We start from the raw sequence: 18898 nt of genomic DNA, 5'->3' as shown, positions 1-18898 counted from the left end.
CTTTTTTGTTGTCACAGATGCTTTGATATAAAATGCTGGTTAATCAGAATCATGGGATTAAATAGATGAATTCTTTATTGGTTATTTTGCTTTTAATACCATTTGTGGCATTTTCACATAGCCCAAAATTTCAACAAGTGGAGCAAGAAGCTAGGTTAATCGAAGTGACGCTTTCGGGCCGGATAGGGGTAACGGTTCTTGATACTAAAAATGGAGAATACTGGGATTACAAAGGTGATGAACGCTTCCCTTTGACAAGTACTTTTAAAACAATTGCTTGTGCAAAGTTATTGTATGACTCTGAGCAAGGGGATATTAATCTTAATAGTACAGTCAAAATTAAAAAGACAGATCTTGTGACGTATTCTCCGGTTATAGAAAAGTATGTAGGACAAGCAATAACCCTCGATGATGTGTGCTCTGCAACCATGAAAACAAGTGATAATACCGCGGCAAACATCATCATAAATGCAGTAGGGGGCACAGAAAGCATAACTGATTTTGTAAGGCACACAGGGGATGAAAAAACTCGCTTAGACCGTTTTGAGCCCGAGTTAAATGAAGGAATACCAGGAGACTTAAGGGATACAACGACTCCTAAATCAATAGCAAACACTTTAAATGAACTATTATTCGGCTCAACACTTTCTCCAATGAGCCAAGAAAAGTTAAAAGCATGGATGGTCAATAACCAAGTAACTGGTAACTTGTTGCGCTCAGTGTTGCCTGAAGGTTGGAACATAGCCGATCGTTCCGGAGCTGGTGGCTTTGGTGCTCGAAGCATTACAGCTGTAGTATGGAGTGAACATCAATCACCGATCATAATTAGCATCTATATAGCGCAAACTGAGGTCTCAATGAAAGAACGCAATGAGGTGATCGCTAAACTAGGGAACTCCATTTTTAAAGTTTATACATCGCAGTCTCGTTGATAAAGCTAACGTTGAGGTCTTTCATGGATAAAGAGTTAAGTCTGATGATCCTGCCAGAACAGCTAAACCATTGAATCAAAATAGCAACTCGGCTATGGTTGATGGATTAAAAGATAAATAAAACGAGTCACTTTTAAGGCTCGTTATAGAGGGAGTAGGTACAGGTGGATATTGAAGTTGCTTTGGTAAGTGCGTTTACAGTAAATGGCAAAGGTGGCAACCCTGCTGGTGTTGTGTTTAATGCTGACAGGTTCACAGATGCTCAAAAATTAAAAATTGCCCAAGCTGTTGGGTATTCAGAAACGGCTTTTGTTGCTAGTGATAATGAAGCTGATTTTGAGGTGTCTTTTTTTACTACAACAGCAGAAGTTGATTTTTGTGGCCATGCTACGTTAGCTACTTTTTCTACTATGTTCCAAGAAGGTATGCTTACTGCGGGCACTTATGTTCAGCGCACCAAGGCTGGCATGTTATCAGTGAGTATTGAACCAAATGGTAAGGTTGTCATGGATCAGCAGTTACCTGAAAAAATAGCTGGTTTTTCATATCAAGAAATTGCCCATGTGATAGGTATTGAAAGTGATATACTTGAAAGCACAAACTTACCTATTGAAGCTATTTCAACAGGACTAGCCGATGTCATTATTGCTGTTCCTCATGGCTATTTAGATGCAATAGAGCCAAACGATGAACGTATCGCTGATTTTTGCAAACAGCATAACCTTGTTGGCTTTCATGTTTTTGAGCTTTGTGAAGTGCAAAGTAAACATACAGCCAGCTGCCGTAACTTTGCTCCTTTGTTTGGTATTTCTGAAGAGTCAGCAACAGGAAGCTCTTGTGGGGCTTTAGCATGTTACCTTACCGAGCACCTTACTGAGTTAGGAAGTGAATATGTTTTTGAACAAGGTAGGGCTATGAATTGCCATTCAATAATTACAGCATCAGTTGAGTCTAACAATTCAATAATAAACAGCGTAAAGGTGGGTGGTTTTGCCAATAGTATAGGCTCAGTAATAGTTGCCGTATAACAGCTACTCTCTTAAGCCTAGTAATTGACAATAGCGTACAATTGACTGTTTTTATTCTATGTTGAAGAAGCTTGTTTTAGCGAAGGTTAGATTACTTTAAAGGACTCAGTGTGAAATGAATACTATATTTTTGCCCATGTTCGCGCACGTGATTTTGTGTGTTGTGCTATATGGTTTGCTCACTATTGCCAGAGCCCCAAGTGTATGGGGGCTTGGTAAAAGAGCGGATGGCTCTAATCCATTTCAATCTATACAGCCAAAACTCAGCGCTAATTTGAGCAACCAATTCGAGTGGCCGGTATTTTTTCATCTGGTTTGTGTGCTTTTAATTTCTACTGATTCAACAATTAGTTCAGCTTATTATTTGCTAGCTTGGGTCTTTATCGCTGGGCGAGTGTTGCACAGTGGTGTTCAAATATTCACTTCAAACATCAGGCTGCGAGGAAGTGTTTTTACAATTAACTTCATCGCAGTACTCGCAATGTGGGTGATGTATAGCATTGAAAAAATGAGCAGTTAACAAGGTGGAAAGACTCGCAAACGTATCAAAAAATCAAACTAAACAGCTTGTAACCACTTAAGCCAAAAATAAGCACTAACACCGGTAAAGTAAGTAAGTTTACCAACATTGAGTTGGTGTATTTGCCCATTACTGTTTTTTGGTTAACCAGCCACACTAGGTAGGTGGTTACAATAGGCAGTAATAGTCCATTAGCTGCTTGGGCAAAAATTATCACGGCAACAGGGTCTAAACCCAGAGACGCCACGGCTGCACCAAATAATAAAATAACAATGGCGACACTTTTAAAGCGGGTGTTATCCATTTTATTTGACCAACCTAACATGCCACATACTGCATACGCACCGGCAAGAGGGGCTGTTATTGCGCTGGTTAAACCTGCTGCAAATAAGCCAATAGCAAAAAAGTAATGGGCAGCATCGCCAAGTAATGGCTCAAGTTGTACCGCCATGTTGGCAGCGCTAATTTGCCCTGCATCTGTGCCATAAAATGCCACTGACGCGGTTGATAAAATAGCCAGCGTGATCACGCCACCTAAGGTGATAGACACACCCGTATCTACATTAGTTTGCTTAATGACTTTTTGCTTATCACTTTTGCTGTCGTGTCTTGCAGCTAAAACACCTGAGTGTAAAAATAAGTTATACGGCACTATGGTGGTGCCCACTAATGCCAATACGGTGGTAATTGAACCCTCAGGCATACTAGGAATAAACCCTGCTAACACATCACTCAGCGAGGGAGCAGCCATAACTAACGTAGAGATAAACACTAGGCTCATTAAAATCACTAATAAAATAAGCGCGTTTTCAACGACTTTGTGTTTACCGCTGTAAAGTAACACCGCACTTAAAAATGCAATGAGTGGCGTCCAAAGCTGGGCATTAACATGAGGGAATATTTCAATTAATCCCATGCTGGCACCGCTAAGGTTGCCAGCTTCATAGGCGGCACTGCCTACTCCAATGGCGCTGATCACTAAAAATATAGCGAGAGATTTAAATAGGGGCGTTTCAATGTGAGCTCTTAGCGCTTGCGCTAAATCTTGCCCGGTGGCTACGCCAAGGCGCGCCGCCATAGATTGTAATAATATGGTGGCAATAACTGAAAACAGTAATGTCCATATTAGTGCAAAACCAAAGTTTGCACCTGCCACGCTGGCAGTCGTAATAGTCCCTGGTCCAATGAAGGCAGCGGTGACGAGTAGTCCTGGTCCTAATCGCATAATTGACCTTAATAGTACTTTTGTATATTGCTATTTAAAGTTACATCTAACGTTTTATAACGCGATGCCTGTATTATTGCTGCCACTTATATTAAGTGCCTTGCAGCGATAGCCGCCCCTTGGCAAACCCTTTTTTGATGATAATCATATGTTAAAAAAGGTCGCGTAGCATACCAACTTATATATAAATTTAAAGGGGGTGTGGCGCGTTTGCACAAAATTAATACAATCAATAAATAACAGTAATAACCGCTTACCTCAGTTTAGGGCTTATTTAACGGCTTAGAGGATGACTGAATAACCTTAAATTGTTTACAGGTTTATGCCAATAACTATAGGCACTATAAACGCTTTGCACGCACTGTATTCACGCAAAGGGTTTGAATGCCCCACACAATATCACTCCATTCATGCCATCACGGCTTTAATGGCCTCTAAGCCTTTTCGCAAAGTGTTGGCATCGGTTGCATAATTAATGCGAATGCACTGGTGTTTGTGTGCCCAAGCATCATCAATACCAATAAAAAAATTATGCCCGGGAATAATATAAACATCCTGCTCTTTAAGCTTTTGGTAAAGTTGTTCGCTGGTTATTTTTGCCTCTTTAAACCACAGCCACATAAAAAATGCGCCTTCTACTTTGTGTAAGTAAACGGGGAGGTGGGCAAATATTTCATCAAACAAGTTCATTGCTGTTTGTGCTTTTTCTCGATAAAAAGGCAGCACTGAATTTTTACACAGCGGGAGGAGTTCATCTTCATTAATTAGGCGTGTTACTAAACTTGGGCCAAAACTGTTAGGCGATAAAACCATACTGCCATTTACACGGCCAATGGCTTTAATTATGTCATTGTTAGCCACTACAATACCGGTTCGCAACCCCGGTAGGCCAAGCTTTGAAAGCGACATGCATAAAATAATGTTTGAGTTCCAGGTTAAGTTTACATCGGTATAAATACACCCAGGGAATGGGTCGCCGTAGGCGTTATCAATGATCAGTGGGATATTATATTGCTTAGCCAATAAATCGAGATGATGTACTTCTTCATCAGTAATGACATTGCCTGTAGGGTTAGTAGGGCGCGATACACACAGTGCGCTAATGCTGCTGTCGCTTGCTAATACTTGCTCAACAGCTTTAAAGTCAATGATATATTTAAATTGGTTTGAGCCACTTTCAGTATTTAAAATTTCGATATCGGGCTTTATTGCTACAAACATATCGTCAGTTAAGCCCTGATCTGCATAGCCTACATATTCAGGTGCCAGCGGAAATAAAACCTTTTTATGGCTACCATCAGGCATACTTCCAGCTAACAGATTAAATAACACAAAAAAATTGGCTTGGCTGCCATTACCAAGCGCTATATTATTTGCGGTTAAATCCCATGAGTATTCACTTCTTAGTTGCTTAGCCAGAGCTGCACGAAATGCATCATTACCCGTAGGGCCATCGTAAAGTCCAAATACGTTGGAAAGTGTATTATTAGCAACAAGCTTTTGTAACTCATTGATAAAAATATTATTAACCTCAGGCACTAGGGCTGGATTACCACCACCGAGCATAACAATATTTGGATTGTTACTGTTTTTAGCATCGCCTAAATCTTCCATTAACTGTGTAATACCATTAGGTTGAGTAAATTTAGTGCCGAAGTTTGAGTAATCCATAATGACCGTGTGCCTTAAAAAATGATAAGTTAGTGTAAATTAACGCTATGAATTTGATATTGAAAAATTTTCACCGCTTAGATTACTATAGCGATAACCCGCTATAATCGTTTTTCTTATTTTAAGTAGGGCAGCCTTATCAGCAACCTTGAATCACACACTAAAACACCTTTAAACACCACTGCAGACGATTCGGTTATTACTGATACGATTCTTAAAATTGCCACTTTTAATTTGTTTAATTACCTTGAGCCGCCTAATGCCTATTATGAATTTGAACGCATATACACCACAGAGCAGTGGGCTAAAAAGCAGCGTTGGCTTATTAATTACTTAACCGAGCATCAGCCTGATGTGATTGGCTTTCAAGAAGTATTTAGTATTGAGTCGCTTAAAGAATTAGTTAAAGAGCAAGGTTATGCGTACTTTGCCGTGGTAGATGAGCCCCAGGTAATCGACGACTTTATTTACAAACGCCCTGTAGTAGCGCTTGCTGCTAAATACCCCATCGTTGAAGTGGCAACTGTTGAGCATGACCATGAGCTTGCTAAAACCCTTGGCTTAACTGAGGATTTTACATTTAGCCGAAAGGTGCTTAGAGCTACAATAACTTTACCACATATCGGCAACACGGATTGTTATGTGGTGCATTTTAAGTCTAAGCGCTCAATGATAGAGCTTGATGAGCAAAACAAAGACCTCACACCCGAAAAAAATATTATCGAGCTATTAAAAGCCGATATAGCAGGGAGTTGGGGCTCAACTATTCAGCGCGGCAGTGAAGCCACATTACTGATGATAGACATCATTGCGCGCCGCGAATCTACACAAAATCCAATGGTTTTAATGGGCGATTTTAACAACGACTTAGCTGATGGCGTTTTAAGCCATTTACTAACAAATACACTGCGCTTTGCCCCCACGTTTGACAGTAACACTTACCTTGCAAAATATTGCCTTAACGACGCATGGCAGTTATTTGCAAGGTCGCAATTAAATTTGGCTAATCAAAATAATGAAAATACAGTGGATTTAAAGCGAAAGCCTACCCATTATTTTGGCGCGAGCAGTTCAGTGCTTGACTACATTTTGTTGTCTTGCGAGTTTGACTCAAGTTACGACGACAGCTTTTTTGAGGTGAGCCATTACCATACTTATGATCGTCATTTAATTAACCCTGAATTTGAGCGTGATGATTTAAGCACAGATCATGGCGTGGTATTGATTAGCTTAGCATTAAGGTCGTAGCGGATTTTGTTACTATAAATTGCAAGCTAATTTGCCGCTGACATAATTAATATTAAGGCGCTCAGTAGGTGCCTTGATGTTTTCCCTTTCTTTTATCCTGCTGTTTTAAAAAATCACTAATAATTAGTGCATTAACTCTAATTTATATTGATCCACATCATCTTTATTAACGGTGAGAGTGGTAGATTAGTGACGGTGGATTTTTAAGTTCGTTTAAATCGCTTATTACAACTACCCTTGTTGTACTTACAAAGCAGGGTTGCTTTCATATAACAAATAGCGTGCTGTATCCTAAAAATTTTTACCTTGATTACCCTCACTTACATTACTTTATACATACATGGAGTTTTAGCACATGACAATTAAATCAACGTTCAAATCTTTGAGTAAGCTCGCTGTATTGGTCATTGTGGGGGGGGCTGGCTGGTATGCTTGGCAAACCTTGCAGCCTACATCATTTGCTGAACAACTCCCTGACAGTGTTGCCTATGGAAATGGGCGAATTGAAGCGACTGAGTACGATATTGCTACAAAATTACCGGGCCGCTTAGTTGACGTTATGGTGCAAGAAGGCGATATGGTCAAAGCGGGTCAAACGTTAGCGGTTATTGATACTGATGATTTAAATGCACAGTTACGTGAAGCTCAGGCGGGGCTTCGTGTTGCTAATGAGTCTCGTAAATACGCATTAGCGATTGTAGAGCAGCATAAAAGTGAGCTTAATTTTGCACAAACTGAATTGCGCCGCTCTGCAAAATTATTAGAAAAAGGCCATATTTCAAAAGAAGTGGTAGATCAACAACGAACCACCTCTGCTATTGCGCAAGCTGCTTTAACCGCGGCAAACGTAAAAGTTGTGCAGTCGGATGCTGAAATAGAAGCAGCGCAGGCACGTATTGAGCGATTACAAAGCAACATAGCCGACAGCACGCTCACAGCACCAATCAATGGACGCATATTGTATCGATTAGCTGAGCCTGGCGAAGTGCTTGGCAGTGGTGGTAAAGTTTTATCGTTATTGGATTTAACCGATGTTTATATGAGTATATATTTACCAACAGCGCAAGCGGGCAAGGTAACAATAGGCTCACAAGCACGCATTGTTATTGATGCTGTTGCCGAGTATACATTACCGGCTAAAGTGACGTTTGTATCTGCACAGGCGCAATTTACCCCTAAATCGGTAGAAACCCGAAACGAGCGCGATAAACTGATGTTTAGAGTTAAGGTAAAGCTCGACTCGCAGTTATTAAAAGATCATATCAAACAAGTAAAAACAGGGGTGCCAGGGCTTGCTTATGTGTTGTTAGCGCCTGAAAAAAATTGGCCTACGTCATTACAGGTACGAGTGCCTGAATAATGGATAACGACGATAAAAACATTCAAAAGCCACCAAGTGAAAGTGTGGTTACGCTTACTAAGGTGAGCCATCGCTATGCTAATAATCGCGTGCTGGACAACATTAGTATTTCATTACCTGCCGGGAAAATGGTCGGGTTTATAGGCCCTGATGGCGTAGGAAAATCAAGCTTGCTGGCACTTATAGCGGGGGCAAGGGCGATTCAAGAGGGGGAGGTTGAGGTATTAAACGGCAATATGCGCAGCAGTGGTTTTCGTAATACGGTGTCGCCACGCATTGCTTACATGCCTCAAGGGCTTGGCAAAAATGTGTATCCAACACTTTCTGTGTTTGAAAATATAGATTTTTTTGGTCGTCTATTTTCTCAAAATAAAGCCGAGCGAAAACAACGAATTAATAACCTTTTAAAAAGTACAGGCTTAGAGGCGTTTGCCGATCGCCCCGCAGAAAAGCTCTCTGGCGGGATGAAACAAAAACTCGGTTTGTGCTGCGCACTGATCCATGACCCTCAATTATTAATTTTAGATGAGCCAACAACCGGAGTTGATCCGCTATCGCGTCGTCAATTTTGGCAATTAATAAACAGTATTCGCGCTGAAAATACACAAATGAGCGTACTGGTTGCGACCGCCTACATGGAAGAAGCCGATGATTTTGACTGGCTAGTTGCTATGGACGATGGAAAAGTAATCGGTACGGGCAGCCCACAAAACCTGAAAGCGCAAACTAATAAAGAATCGCTTGATGAAGCCTTTATAGCATTACTTCCTGAAGAAAAGCGCCATGATCATCAGCGGTTAGTTGTGCCACCTCGTAAACAAGACATAAAAACAACTCAGTTCGCTATAGAAGCAAATGGATTATGTAAAACATTTGGCGATTTTACCGCCGTTAACAAGGTGAGCTTGAGTATTGAACAAGGTGAAATTTTTGGCTTTTTAGGCTCAAATGGCTGTGGAAAAACTACCACAATGAAAATGCTTACGGGGTTACAACCGGCAACCAGTGGCGAAGCAAAATTGTTTGGTGAAAAGGTCGATGCCAATAACATCGAAAGCCGCAAGCGCGTTGGTTTTATGTCACAAGCGTTTTCGCTTTATAACGAGCTTACAGTGAAGCAAAACTTGGTATTGCATGCGCGTTTATTTCACTTACCCGCAGAGAAAATAGAGCCGCGCGTTAAAGATTTAATTACTCGGTTTAACCTTAAAAAATACAGTGACGATTTTCCTACCGATTTGCCCCTAGGTATTCGCCAGCGTTTATCGCTTGCTGTTGCGGTAGTACATAGCCCTGAAATGCTCATACTTGATGAGCCCACATCGGGGGTAGACCCCGTTGCAAGGGATGACTTTTGGCAGCTACTCATAGAGCTTTCGCGCGAACAAGGCGTGACTATTTTTATTTCGACTCACTTTATGGATGAAGCGGCACGTTGCGATAGAATTTCGTTAATGCATGCAGGTAAAATACTTGCCAGCGATACGCCAGCTGCACTGTGCCAAGCGCGTAATACCGACACACTAGAAGCTGCCTTTATTGAATATTTAGAAGAGGCGGTAAATGCAGCGGGAGCAAGCTCGGCGATACAAGCATCGATAACGGATAAACCCAAAGCATTGGCTACAGCGCCCGCTACTCGTAAAAATAACACTAACCCCACATTTAGTTTGTTGCGGTTATTTGGTTATGCGCATCGCGAAACGCTAGAGTTATGGCGCGATCCTATTCGCCTAACGTTTGCTTTGCTGGGCTCGATAATTTTGCTGTTTATTTTAGGTTATGGCATTACATTTGATGTTGAAGATTTAAGCTTTGCGGTACTAGATCAAGACCAATCACCCGAGAGCCGCAACTACATTCAAAATATGGCAGGTTCGCGTTACTTTATTCAAAAAGCAGATATTAAAAGCCCGCAAGAACTTGATAAACGAATGCGCAGTGGTGAGTTAAGCGTGGCCGTTGAAATTCCACCTAACTTTGCTCAGCAATTTAAACGCGGCCGTAAACCTGAAATTGTAGTGTGGATTGATGGTTCTATGCCGTTTAGGGCAGAAACGATTAATGGTTATATGAGCGGCGTGTATTACAGCTATTTAACCAACTTATCTTTACGCACTTATGCACAAGTACCAAACTTAGTGCCAGCTAATATTGAATCTCGATATCGTTATAACCAAGATTTTAAAAGCATTGAGGCCATGGTGCCGGCGGTTATTCCACTACTATTGGTATTTATACCTGCGATATTGATGGCGCTTGGCGTAGTGCGGGAAAAAGAGTTGGGTTCAATCATAAACTTATATGTAACACCGGTTAACCGGCTGGAATTTATTATTGGCAAACAGCTGCCTTACATTTTAGTGAGTATGATCAGCTTTTTTGGCTTAGTCGCACTTGCTATTACCGTGTTTGGTGTGGCGCTAAAAGGCAGCTTTTGGGCGCTTAGTTTGGCTGCATTATTATACGTTACAGCGACTACGGGGGTGGGGCTGTTAATTTCGGCTTTTACAAAAACACAAATTTCAGCACTGGCAGCCACTACGGTGGTGGTGTTGATGATTGCCGTTAACTTTTGTGGGCTAATTGACCCTGTTTCTTCCTTGGAAGGGTTTGGGGCGATTATTGGCAAATTGTTTCCGACCACCTACTTTTTAGAAGCGTGTCGAGGGGTCTTTAATAAAGCGCTTAATTTTTCTGATTTATCAGCCCAGCTACTGCCTTTATTCGCTTTTATACCCGTGCTGACTCTGGCCAGTGTATTTTTACTTCCAAAGCAGGACAAATAGCCATGCAACGTCGCGGAAACATTATTAATTTAGGTATTAAAGAGTTGCGTAGTTTATGGCGTGATAAGGTTTTACTGCTATTTGTTTTTTTTGCTTTTACTGGGCTGATTTATGTAGTGGCTTCAGCCACGTCGATAGAGTTAAATAATGCACCAATTGCAGTTGTTGATCACGACCAATCGCAATTATCCAAGCGTATTATTGATGCCTTTTATGAGCCTTACTTTAAAACGCCAGACAGTATTTCATTAAGCGATGTTGACTCAGCTATGGATAATGGCCGTTATACTTTTGTGCTTAATATCCCGCCTTATTTTGAGCGTGATGTACTTGCAGCTAAGCAACCTACAATTCAAGTAAATATAGATGCTACGCGCATGTCGCAAGCATTTATTGGTGATAACTATATTCAAACCATTATTAACGGCGAAGTAAATGAGTTTGTGCAAGGTTATCGAACCGTTTATTCATTGCCAATAAAGCAATCGGCGCACATTATGTTTAATCCAAACATGACAAGCGTATGGTTTGGTAGCGTAATGGAATTGATGAACGTGATCACAATGATTTCGATTATTTTAACTGGCGCCGCGGTGATCCGTGAACGCGAACACGGCACATTAGAGCATTTATTAGTGATGCCATTAAGCCCTTTTGAAATAGTGATGGCGAAAATTTGGGCCAATGGGTTAGTGATTTTATTACTGACTACGTTTTCATTATTTATTGTGATCGAAGGTTTGTTACAAGTGCCTATTCATGGCTCGCCAGGCTTATTTTTATTTGGCGTTGCTATTCATTTATTTGCGACCACATCACTGGGTATATTGTTAGGGACGCAGGCGCGTACCATGCCGCAACTCGGGTTATTGATGATCTTAATTTTATTACCATTACAAATGCTCTCTGGCGGTGTTACGCCGCGAGAAAGTATGCCTGAGGTGGTGCAAAATATTATGTTATTGGCGCCAACAACGCATTTTGTAAAATTTGCTCAAGCAATTTTATACCGAGGGGCAGGGTGGGATGTAGTTTGGCCTTACTTTTTAGCGTTAGTTGTTATTGGCAGTGTGTTTTTTACTGTTGCATTAATGCGCTTTCGTAAATCAGTGGCGCAAGGTTAGGGTAATATACCAACCTGCATAAATATTTGAACAATTTAACGAATTAAATCACCCTATAACGTTGTTAAAAATTTTTCATTTAGAACAACTAGATATCAAAAATTTTGCCTAGTTATAGAGCAATTTTCTTATCGTTAAAATAGATCCCATATCCAAGCAGATTGGTATTAAATATAACGCGTGTTTTCAAAAAAGTGGCTGTGATAAAGCCACCCGTTAACGTTAAAGCGCTAATGGGTGGCTATTGAAGTATGGGGGAGTGATACCATCCGCAATAATAATTAAGCGAATGGGGATGACTTAGTTTAGTCTTGGGTTAATTTCTAAAGGAGACAGCGTAATGGTCGCATTACTGCTTGCTCCTTTATATTCTTGATAGTCTTTGTTTTCAAACAGCGTGTAAAAAACATCAACATAATCGTCATTATTAGTAAACCATTCATCCGGCATTGCTTTTAGCAGTTCATTGGTCAGCTTAGGGATAATGGCATAACCCTGCGCTTGTAAATCAGGAATGCTCGCCATCACTTGCTCTGATATTTCTAATAATTTTATTGCTAAAGTTTTATAGTTGGTGTTGTCATCTTGTTCCATTAAGAGTAAATCAACCGCCTGCCAACGATAACGCTGCCAATGAATGAGTACCTGATTAGGGCTGTAATCGGTTTGATCATGATCTAAATACGGTAAATCAACGATATCTAATATTGGTTCATCTCGTGTCGGGTCGATACCCGTTACAATGGCATAAATTTCAGCACCACCTGAGATCCAAGGTTCTTTGTCATCTTCTAAGCGTATTTTTTTCAATACACTGGTTTGCAGAGGTTTTTCATTGCTTAACTGGTTTTGTGGACTAACCGTGGTTTTACTGAATTTGTTAGCAGATAAAATTCCTCTCATTACTGCAATACCCGCATCTTGTACTTTTTGTTGATCTAATTCGACAATAAATACAGGTTGGGTCGGCATTTGATCAACACTAAGATAGTGAATGTCACCAAACTGATCGAACGCTTCAATCTCGCTCCATTGCGAATCGTCACCAGCAGGTGCAAATGCAAATAAAGGGCGTTCGCCTTGCTGCCAAGCGCTAAGCATTTCATCGCTAGCCAAACGCACTTGTAACAAACTACCGGTGTTTTGTGGTAAACCTTTAAGCTGTTGTAATGCGCTGTTTGCTAAACGAGTATTTTGTTGTGTGTGCATGCCTAAAGACGGTAGCTGATCCGCATTCAAAACCAGTTTATATTGGCTTAGCGTTTGTTTAAGATCAGCGTTTAATACACTGTAATTAAGCGCTATTTGTTTTGCGAAATTGCGTTTAATGGTGGTTACGTCTTTGTATTGCGCCAACTTAGACAAGTTTTCACCTTTTTCGATTTCATATTGAGCTGAAAAAGCGGACGCTGATACACAGTTCAACAGAGCTAAGGTTGCCAAGCATTTGGTTATTTTATTCATCATATTTATTTTACCGTTCCGTTATCAGTAACACTATAAAACAACACTTAGAATAAATATTCAAATAAAAATTATAAAATACGTAATTAGTACTGGTTTTAAGTTGCACTCAGACTCTAAAAAAATACCAAGACGCTGTGATAGAGTAAGTTTTATATAAAGAATGAATCTATTACAAAAAATTATTTTACTAAAAAGTAATTGCTATATACATCAGTGGCTTATCTTTGGCTTGATAGTTGCTGTAACTACTACTCTAATAACAACACAAAGGATTAAACAATGACCGATATAGCACATTCAGCGTTTATAGCATTTTATTTATATTTAATTATGATGTTAGTACAGTGGGCAGTGGCGACGTTTAGTAAAGCCAAACAGCCTGGGGCTGTGCCAGGAAAAATTGATAAAGACCTATCTCATGAGAGTTTTATATTTAGAGCGCATCGCACCTTTCATAACACATTAGAAAACAGCGCGTTATTTATAGGAACGGTTTTATTTGCTTTTGTGATGAATTACCACAGTTCAGTTTTTGCAATCTGTATTTGGGTTTACGTCATTGCACGTTTAATTCATATGGCACTGTATTACGCAATTGCCACCGAGAAAAACCCCAGCCCGCGTAGCTACTTCTTTTTGATTGGCGTAATTGCGAATCTAGTTATGCTGGTGATGCTAGGGCTAAGATTAGCCAGCTAATAAAACCTGATAAAGCGAGAAGCATTATTTACTTCTCGTTTTTAAATTTAATTATCTACTACAGGTTTTTTTGTGCGAGAAACCCAAAAGCAAATTAACGAACCAATCGTCACCAGCACAACACCTTGTTAAAAAGAGTCAGCTAAAGCAACGGATAAGTAAATAGAGACAAACACAGTTGAAAAAATAGGGGTAAAATAAGACAAGGTGCCTAAAAGTATCATATTGCCACCTATAACGGCCTGATTTCAAAAAGCATATCCTGACCCAATAACAAGAGTATCGAGACTGGAAATACGATGATCTACTTATGGAGCTTGAATTTAAGGCAAACGATATACTCTTGCTTATTTCAGCTTAAATAACTATGAATTTTATGCTGTAACCTGGTACGAAAAATGGACATTGGGATGTAAGATTCAGTTTAATACGTCATCATCGATGAAAAAGGTACGTACAAAAGTTCGGCGTTTTAATCGGAACTTCACATAGCAAACTATTGTTTTCTAACCGACCTTTTTCTAAATATATTTGGTTGCCATCCCCAGTGTAGGGAACCGAGCCGTAAAAATACGGTAATAAAGAGTGCGCCTAAAATACACCAAACATAAGGTACTTCTAATAGAAACAGTGTGGCATAAGTTAAGCCACCAGATAGGCACGCGGTGGAGTAGAGCTCTTCGCGCATGACAAGGGGGACTTCACGGCATATTACATCGCGCATTAGACCACCAAAGATGCCCGTGGTCATGCCCATAGTAATAGCCACAATCATCGTAGTGCCTTCGATTAAGGATTTTTCAATGCCAACAATATTAAAAATTGCCATGCCCAAAGCATCGACCAGCAACATGTAATAGTTTGATACGTGAGGTAAATGACGAATAAATATTACGGCGATAAATATGGCGCTGTATGTTGCGTATAAGTAATCCGGTTCGGCTATCCAAAATACTGGCTGGTTTAACAATACGTCGCGCAGTGTGCCACCGCCGAGCGCTGTTACTGACGCGACAACCACAACACCAAAACCTCCAATGTTTTTTTCATGGCCCATCAGAGTACCTGAGATGGCAAAAAACGCTACCCCGATCAAATTTAACAAATGAAAATAGTCAGATGCCATTGTGGTCTCCATACCATTACCAAAAAAGTAGCTTATTAGGATAGCGTACTGATGATTTATTTAGCCTGAACATAGGTATTGTGCATGATTAAGTTTTAAAACAGTGCTTGCAGGGCTCTTATATTCTCAGTACAAGAATGCAAATAAGCGCTGATACAGATAAATTCGGCACTATAAATTGACTTAAATCGCAAATAAATTGAACGCATTAAATGGTTGTTCGTCCATAAATCATTGCTATTAGCTGTTGTTATAGTTATAACTGATGTTGGTTGTTTCAGAAATTTCTGAAAGTAAAAAGGAGGTTGCCGAGTGTTTTGCACTCAAATTACCAGAATAATACCCATCTAATGCGCGTGCTTTGCGCCTCTCTAATTGGAGAAGTAAGTGAATAAACATGTTTTTGCTGCTGCCGCCCTCAGCTCTGTTATGGGCTTTACGCTTCCAGCGTTTGCTGATGTTCCAAACCCGATTGATACTCCATATTCCGGCACTATAAAAATAGCGGTTGATGCCACAGATCTAGCTCATCGTATTTTTAAAATAAACGAAACTATCCCTGTTAGTGCTGGTGAAATGACTTTGCTTTATCCACAATGGATACCTGGACATCACTCACCAGTTGGACCAATAAGTCAGTTGGCTGGATTGAAAATGTCAGCAAAAGGTAAAGTGATCGAATGGCAACGAGATCCTGGCAATGTATATGCTTTTAATCTTAAGGTTCCTAAAGGTGTACGTGAGTTGCATGTTGAATATCAATTCTTGTCACCACAAAGTTCAGCGCAAGGGCGCGTTATGATGACGCCAGAAATGCTCAATTTACAATGGGATACAGTAGCGCTTTACCCTGCTGGGCACTATAGCCGTAAAATTAAATTTCAACCGAGTGTAACGTTACCAAAAGGGTGGCAGTTTGCTACTGCACTTGAAAAATCTTCGCAAAAAGGCAATACAGTTACCTTTGAGGGAATTGATTTTGAAAACCTTGTAGACTCGCCAATGTTTGCCGGTAGCCACTATAAGCGTGTTGATTTAAACCCAAATGCAGATACTCCGGTGTTCTTAAATGTCTTTGCCGATAAAGAAAAAGATCTTGAGATCAGTGCTGAAGGGTTAACAGCACACCGTGAGCTTATTCAACAAATGTATGCGCTTTATGGTGCACATCACTTTGATCATTATGACTTTTTACTTGCCCTGACAGATAAGTTAGGCGGTATCGGCATGGAACATCATCGCTCAAGTGAAAATAGCGCGAAAGAAAATTATTTTACTGACTGGGATAAGTCATGGGTCGGTCGCGATTTATTAGCACACGAATTTAATCATTCATGGAATGGTAAATATCGTCGCCCTGACGCATTATGGACACCGACCTATAACCAAGTTAAAGAAGCTAATGGTTTATGGGTATATGAAGGGCAAACACAGTTTTGGGGGCAAGTCATTGCGGCTCGTTCTGGACTTTGGAGCCAAGAAAATGCGATGGATATGCTAGCTCGTTTAGGTGCAACCTATGACCAAGGACGCCCTGGCATGGCATGGCGTAATATTTTAGATACAACCAACGATCCAACTATCGCTCAGCGTTCATCATTGCCTTATCGTAGTTATCAAATGAGCGAAGACTATTACTCTGGTGGAGAATTAATTTGGTTTGCAGTTGATGCAAAATTACGTGAATTGAGTAACAACAGTCATTCATTAGATGATTTTGCCCAGAACTTTTTTGGCGTAAATCCGGGTGATTGGAATGTGTTGACCTATAAATTTGATGATGTGATTAACACGCTTAATGGCATTGAAAAGTATCAATGGGATGACTTTATTAATTCGCGTTTAAAAGGCCATGTTAACTTATCTAAGTCGCTGGAAGACCAAGGTTGGAAATTGACTTATAACGATAAAGCATCTGATGGAATTAAAGCGATTGAAAGCCGCTATAAATCAACTGATTTACTTTATTCTCTGGGCTTTTCAGTAAATAAAGAAGGCAAAATGCGTGATGTATTATGGGATAGCCCTGCATTTAATGCGGGTCTTGCGCCAAGTATGCAAATTATTGCCGTTAATAATACTCAGTTTAGTGCTGATGCACTCAAAGATGCAGTGACAGATGCTAAAGGTTCAAAAGCGCCAATTAAGCTATTGGTGAAAAACTTTGATCAGTACAGTGAAATCCAGATTGATTATCATGATGGCCTTAAATATCCTCACCTTGAACGTATTGAAGGTAAGCCTGATTATTTATCACAGTTACTAACAGCACGATAAAATAAGTCCGTATAGGTTTATCAATACTTTTAAATATACCCACAGAGTGTGGGTATATTTATTCTATGCCAACCGATTATGATTTTGCATATACGCTGGTGTGCTGGTTATTTTTTCATTGCAAAGTAATCCACAACTAACTGCGTCATAGCATTCACGCCTAATTGCAGTGCTTGCTCGTCAGCGAAAAACTGTGGTGAATGATTACTTGCTGCCGTTTTTGCATCTTGGCCTTGTGGGGTAACACCTAAAAAGAAAAACAATCCAGGAGTTTCTAAAGCGTAATAGCTGAAATCTTCAGCGCCGGTGATCAAATCAGTGGTAATGATATTCTCAGCCCCAGCAACTTTAGTTAGTGTTGGCGTCATTTTTTGCGTGAGTTTTACATCGTTTACGGTGACAGGGTAGCCGTGGTCGATATGTACATCAGCTTTAGCACCACCGGATTCAGCGACCATTTCAGCTGTTTTCACTAAACGCTTTTTGATATCAGCGCGCATTGCTTGGTCAAAGGTGCGAATCGTGCCAATTAACTCGACACTATCCGGAATGATATTGGAACGTACGCCGCCATTAATAGCACCAAACGAAATAACTGACGGCGCTTTAGTAACATCAACTTGGCGAGATGAAATTGTTTGTGTGGCCATAATTATCTGTGATGATGCCACAATCGGATCAACACCATTCCATGGTCGTGAACCATGAGTTTGGCGGCCTTGTACATTGATTGTAAATGAATCTTCACTGGCCATAAGCGGACCTTCACGGAAGCCAATTTGGCCTGTGTTTAATGAACTGGTTACATGTAAACCAAACACGGCATCAGGTTTTTCTTTAAATAAGCCTTCTTTTAGCATGAGTTCAGCACCGCCTTCTTCACCTTCTGGGGCACCTTCTTCAGCTGGTTGAAAGACAAATAATACATCACCCGCTAAGTCATCTTGAATTTTAGCCAAAGATTCAGCTACAGCCATTAGAATAGCGACATGGTTATCATGGCCGCAGGCGTGCATAACACCGACTTCATTACCACGGTAGGTTGAGGTCTGAGTTGAAGCAAACGGTAAATCAACTTGCTCAGTGACAGGCAAGGCGTCCATATCGGCACGCAGTGCCACCAAAGGGCCTTTTTTACCACCTTTGAGTTTAGCAACTACACCAGTATGGGCTATCCCAGTTTGTACTTCGAGCCCCAGTGCTTTTAAATGTTTAGTAATGTATTTAGCCGTTTCAAATTCGCGGTTACTAAGCTCTGGGTATTGGTGAAGATGGCGTCGCCAAGTGATCACTTTTTCACTTACACTGTGGTTAGCTTTTTTTAGATTCTTGTTGAGCTGTTGATCAGGAGCTGCTGCAAAACTTGGTGCAGATAACGTACTTAGCAATAAGCCGCTGTAAATAACTTTGTGTAACATAGTGATCCCTTTTA

General features: G+C 40.5%; 14 protein-coding genes and 2 pseudogenes. 10 read left to right on the top strand and 6 right to left on the bottom strand.

What is annotated here, in order from left to right; translation table 11 throughout:
- Window positions 1-65: 65 nt before the first annotated feature.
- The 3 genes from blaCARB (at window position 66) to H5158_RS05455 (ending at window position 2480) form a co-directional block, all read left to right on the top strand.
- Window positions 66-932: a CARB/PSE/RTG family carbenicillin-hydrolyzing class A beta-lactamase gene (gene blaCARB / locus H5158_RS05465; protein ID WP_182734283.1), complete on the top strand. Its 867-nt coding sequence runs from the start codon at window positions 66-68 to the stop codon at window positions 930-932.
- Between the two features lie 164 nt (window positions 933-1096).
- Window positions 1097-1960, top strand: coding sequence for a PhzF family phenazine biosynthesis protein (locus H5158_RS05460; protein WP_182739629.1), 864 nt, complete (start codon window positions 1097-1099; stop codon window positions 1958-1960).
- A gap of 115 nt (window positions 1961-2075) precedes the next feature.
- Complete coding sequence (locus tag H5158_RS05455; RefSeq protein WP_145233112.1) at window positions 2076-2480, top strand: MAPEG family protein; 405 nt, start codon at window positions 2076-2078, stop codon at window positions 2478-2480.
- A gap of 25 nt (window positions 2481-2505) precedes the next feature.
- Here H5158_RS05455 and H5158_RS05450 read toward each other — a convergent pair whose 3' ends face one another.
- Window positions 2506-3705 carry an Nramp family divalent metal transporter gene (locus H5158_RS05450; protein ID WP_013464769.1) on the bottom strand — a complete coding sequence of 400 codons (1200 nt, stop codon included), beginning with the start codon at window positions 3703-3705 and terminating at the stop codon, window positions 2506-2508.
- A 408-nt stretch (window positions 3706-4113) separates the two neighbouring features.
- A complete protein-coding gene (locus tag H5158_RS05445) occupies window positions 4114-5376 on the bottom strand; it encodes a valine--pyruvate transaminase (RefSeq protein WP_182739628.1) in 1263 nt (420 codons plus the stop codon).
- Window positions 5377-5610: 234 nt separating this feature from the next.
- On the opposite strand from H5158_RS05445, the gene H5158_RS05440 reads away from it, so the two are divergent.
- The 4 genes from H5158_RS05440 to H5158_RS05425 all read left to right on the top strand — a co-directional run bounded on the left by H5158_RS05440 (window position 5611) and on the right by H5158_RS05425 (window position 11897).
- Window positions 5611-6624, top strand: a complete 1014-nt coding sequence (locus tag H5158_RS05440; RefSeq protein ID WP_182739627.1) for an endonuclease/exonuclease/phosphatase family protein — start codon at window positions 5611-5613, stop codon at window positions 6622-6624.
- Window positions 6625-6979: 355 nt separating this feature from the next.
- Window positions 6980-7984 (top strand): HlyD family secretion protein, encoded by a 1005-nt coding sequence (locus H5158_RS05435; RefSeq protein WP_128583623.1) that lies wholly within the window; start codon window positions 6980-6982, stop codon window positions 7982-7984.
- Complete coding sequence (gene rbbA, locus H5158_RS05430) at window positions 7984-10773, top strand: ribosome-associated ATPase/putative transporter RbbA (protein WP_182739626.1); 2790 nt, start codon at window positions 7984-7986, stop codon at window positions 10771-10773. The genes H5158_RS05435 and rbbA overlap by 1 nt, the downstream gene beginning before the upstream one ends.
- Window positions 10774-10775: 2 nt before the next feature.
- Window positions 10776-11897: an ABC transporter permease gene (locus H5158_RS05425; protein ID WP_182739625.1), complete on the top strand. Its 1122-nt coding sequence runs from the start codon at window positions 10776-10778 to the stop codon at window positions 11895-11897.
- Between the two features lie 300 nt (window positions 11898-12197).
- Here the strand turns inward: H5158_RS05425 and H5158_RS05420 are convergent, their stop codons facing one another.
- Window positions 12198-13364 carry a DUF3103 family protein gene (locus H5158_RS05420; protein ID WP_182739624.1) on the bottom strand — a complete coding sequence of 389 codons (1167 nt, stop codon included), beginning with the start codon at window positions 13362-13364 and terminating at the stop codon, window positions 12198-12200.
- Window positions 13365-13643: 279 nt separating this feature from the next.
- Here H5158_RS05420 and H5158_RS05415 point away from each other — a divergent pair, with 279 nt between their 5' ends.
- Window positions 13644-14063, top strand: a complete 420-nt coding sequence (locus H5158_RS05415; RefSeq protein WP_182717402.1) for an MAPEG family protein — start codon at window positions 13644-13646, stop codon at window positions 14061-14063.
- Between the two features lie 47 nt (window positions 14064-14110).
- Here the strand turns inward: H5158_RS05415 and H5158_RS23285 are convergent.
- Window positions 14111-14341: pseudogene (locus H5158_RS23285) on the bottom strand (EamA family transporter); the annotation flags it as partial.
- Here H5158_RS23285 and H5158_RS23655 point away from each other — a divergent pair.
- A pseudogene (locus H5158_RS23655) lies at window positions 14338-14555 on the top strand (ClbS/DfsB family four-helix bundle protein); the annotation flags it as partial. The pseudogenes H5158_RS23285 and H5158_RS23655 sit on opposite strands and share 4 nt — an antisense overlap.
- Before the next feature lie 4 nt (window positions 14556-14559).
- Here H5158_RS23655 and H5158_RS05405 read toward each other — a convergent pair.
- Entirely contained in the window at window positions 14560-15189 is a 630-nt protein-coding gene (locus tag H5158_RS05405; RefSeq protein WP_182717403.1) for a trimeric intracellular cation channel family protein, read from the bottom strand.
- Between the two features lie 387 nt (window positions 15190-15576).
- Here H5158_RS05405 and H5158_RS05400 point away from each other — a divergent pair, with 387 nt between their 5' ends.
- On the top strand, window positions 15577-17466 hold the full coding sequence (locus H5158_RS05400; RefSeq protein WP_310736695.1) for a peptidase M61: 1890 nt from the start codon (window positions 15577-15579) through the stop codon (window positions 17464-17466).
- Window positions 17467-17573: 107 nt separating this feature from the next.
- Here the strand turns inward: H5158_RS05400 and H5158_RS05395 are convergent, their stop codons facing one another.
- Window positions 17574-18884: an amidohydrolase gene (locus tag H5158_RS05395; protein WP_145233121.1), complete on the bottom strand. Its 1311-nt coding sequence runs from the start codon at window positions 18882-18884 to the stop codon at window positions 17574-17576.
- Window positions 18885-18898: the final 14 nt, after the last annotated feature.

Source organism: Pseudoalteromonas sp. SR45-6 (genome assembly GCF_014163545.1).
Lineage (GTDB): Bacteria > Pseudomonadota > Gammaproteobacteria > Enterobacterales > Alteromonadaceae > Pseudoalteromonas > Pseudoalteromonas rhizosphaerae.
This window is presented reverse-complemented; position numbering and strand designations above follow the sequence as displayed.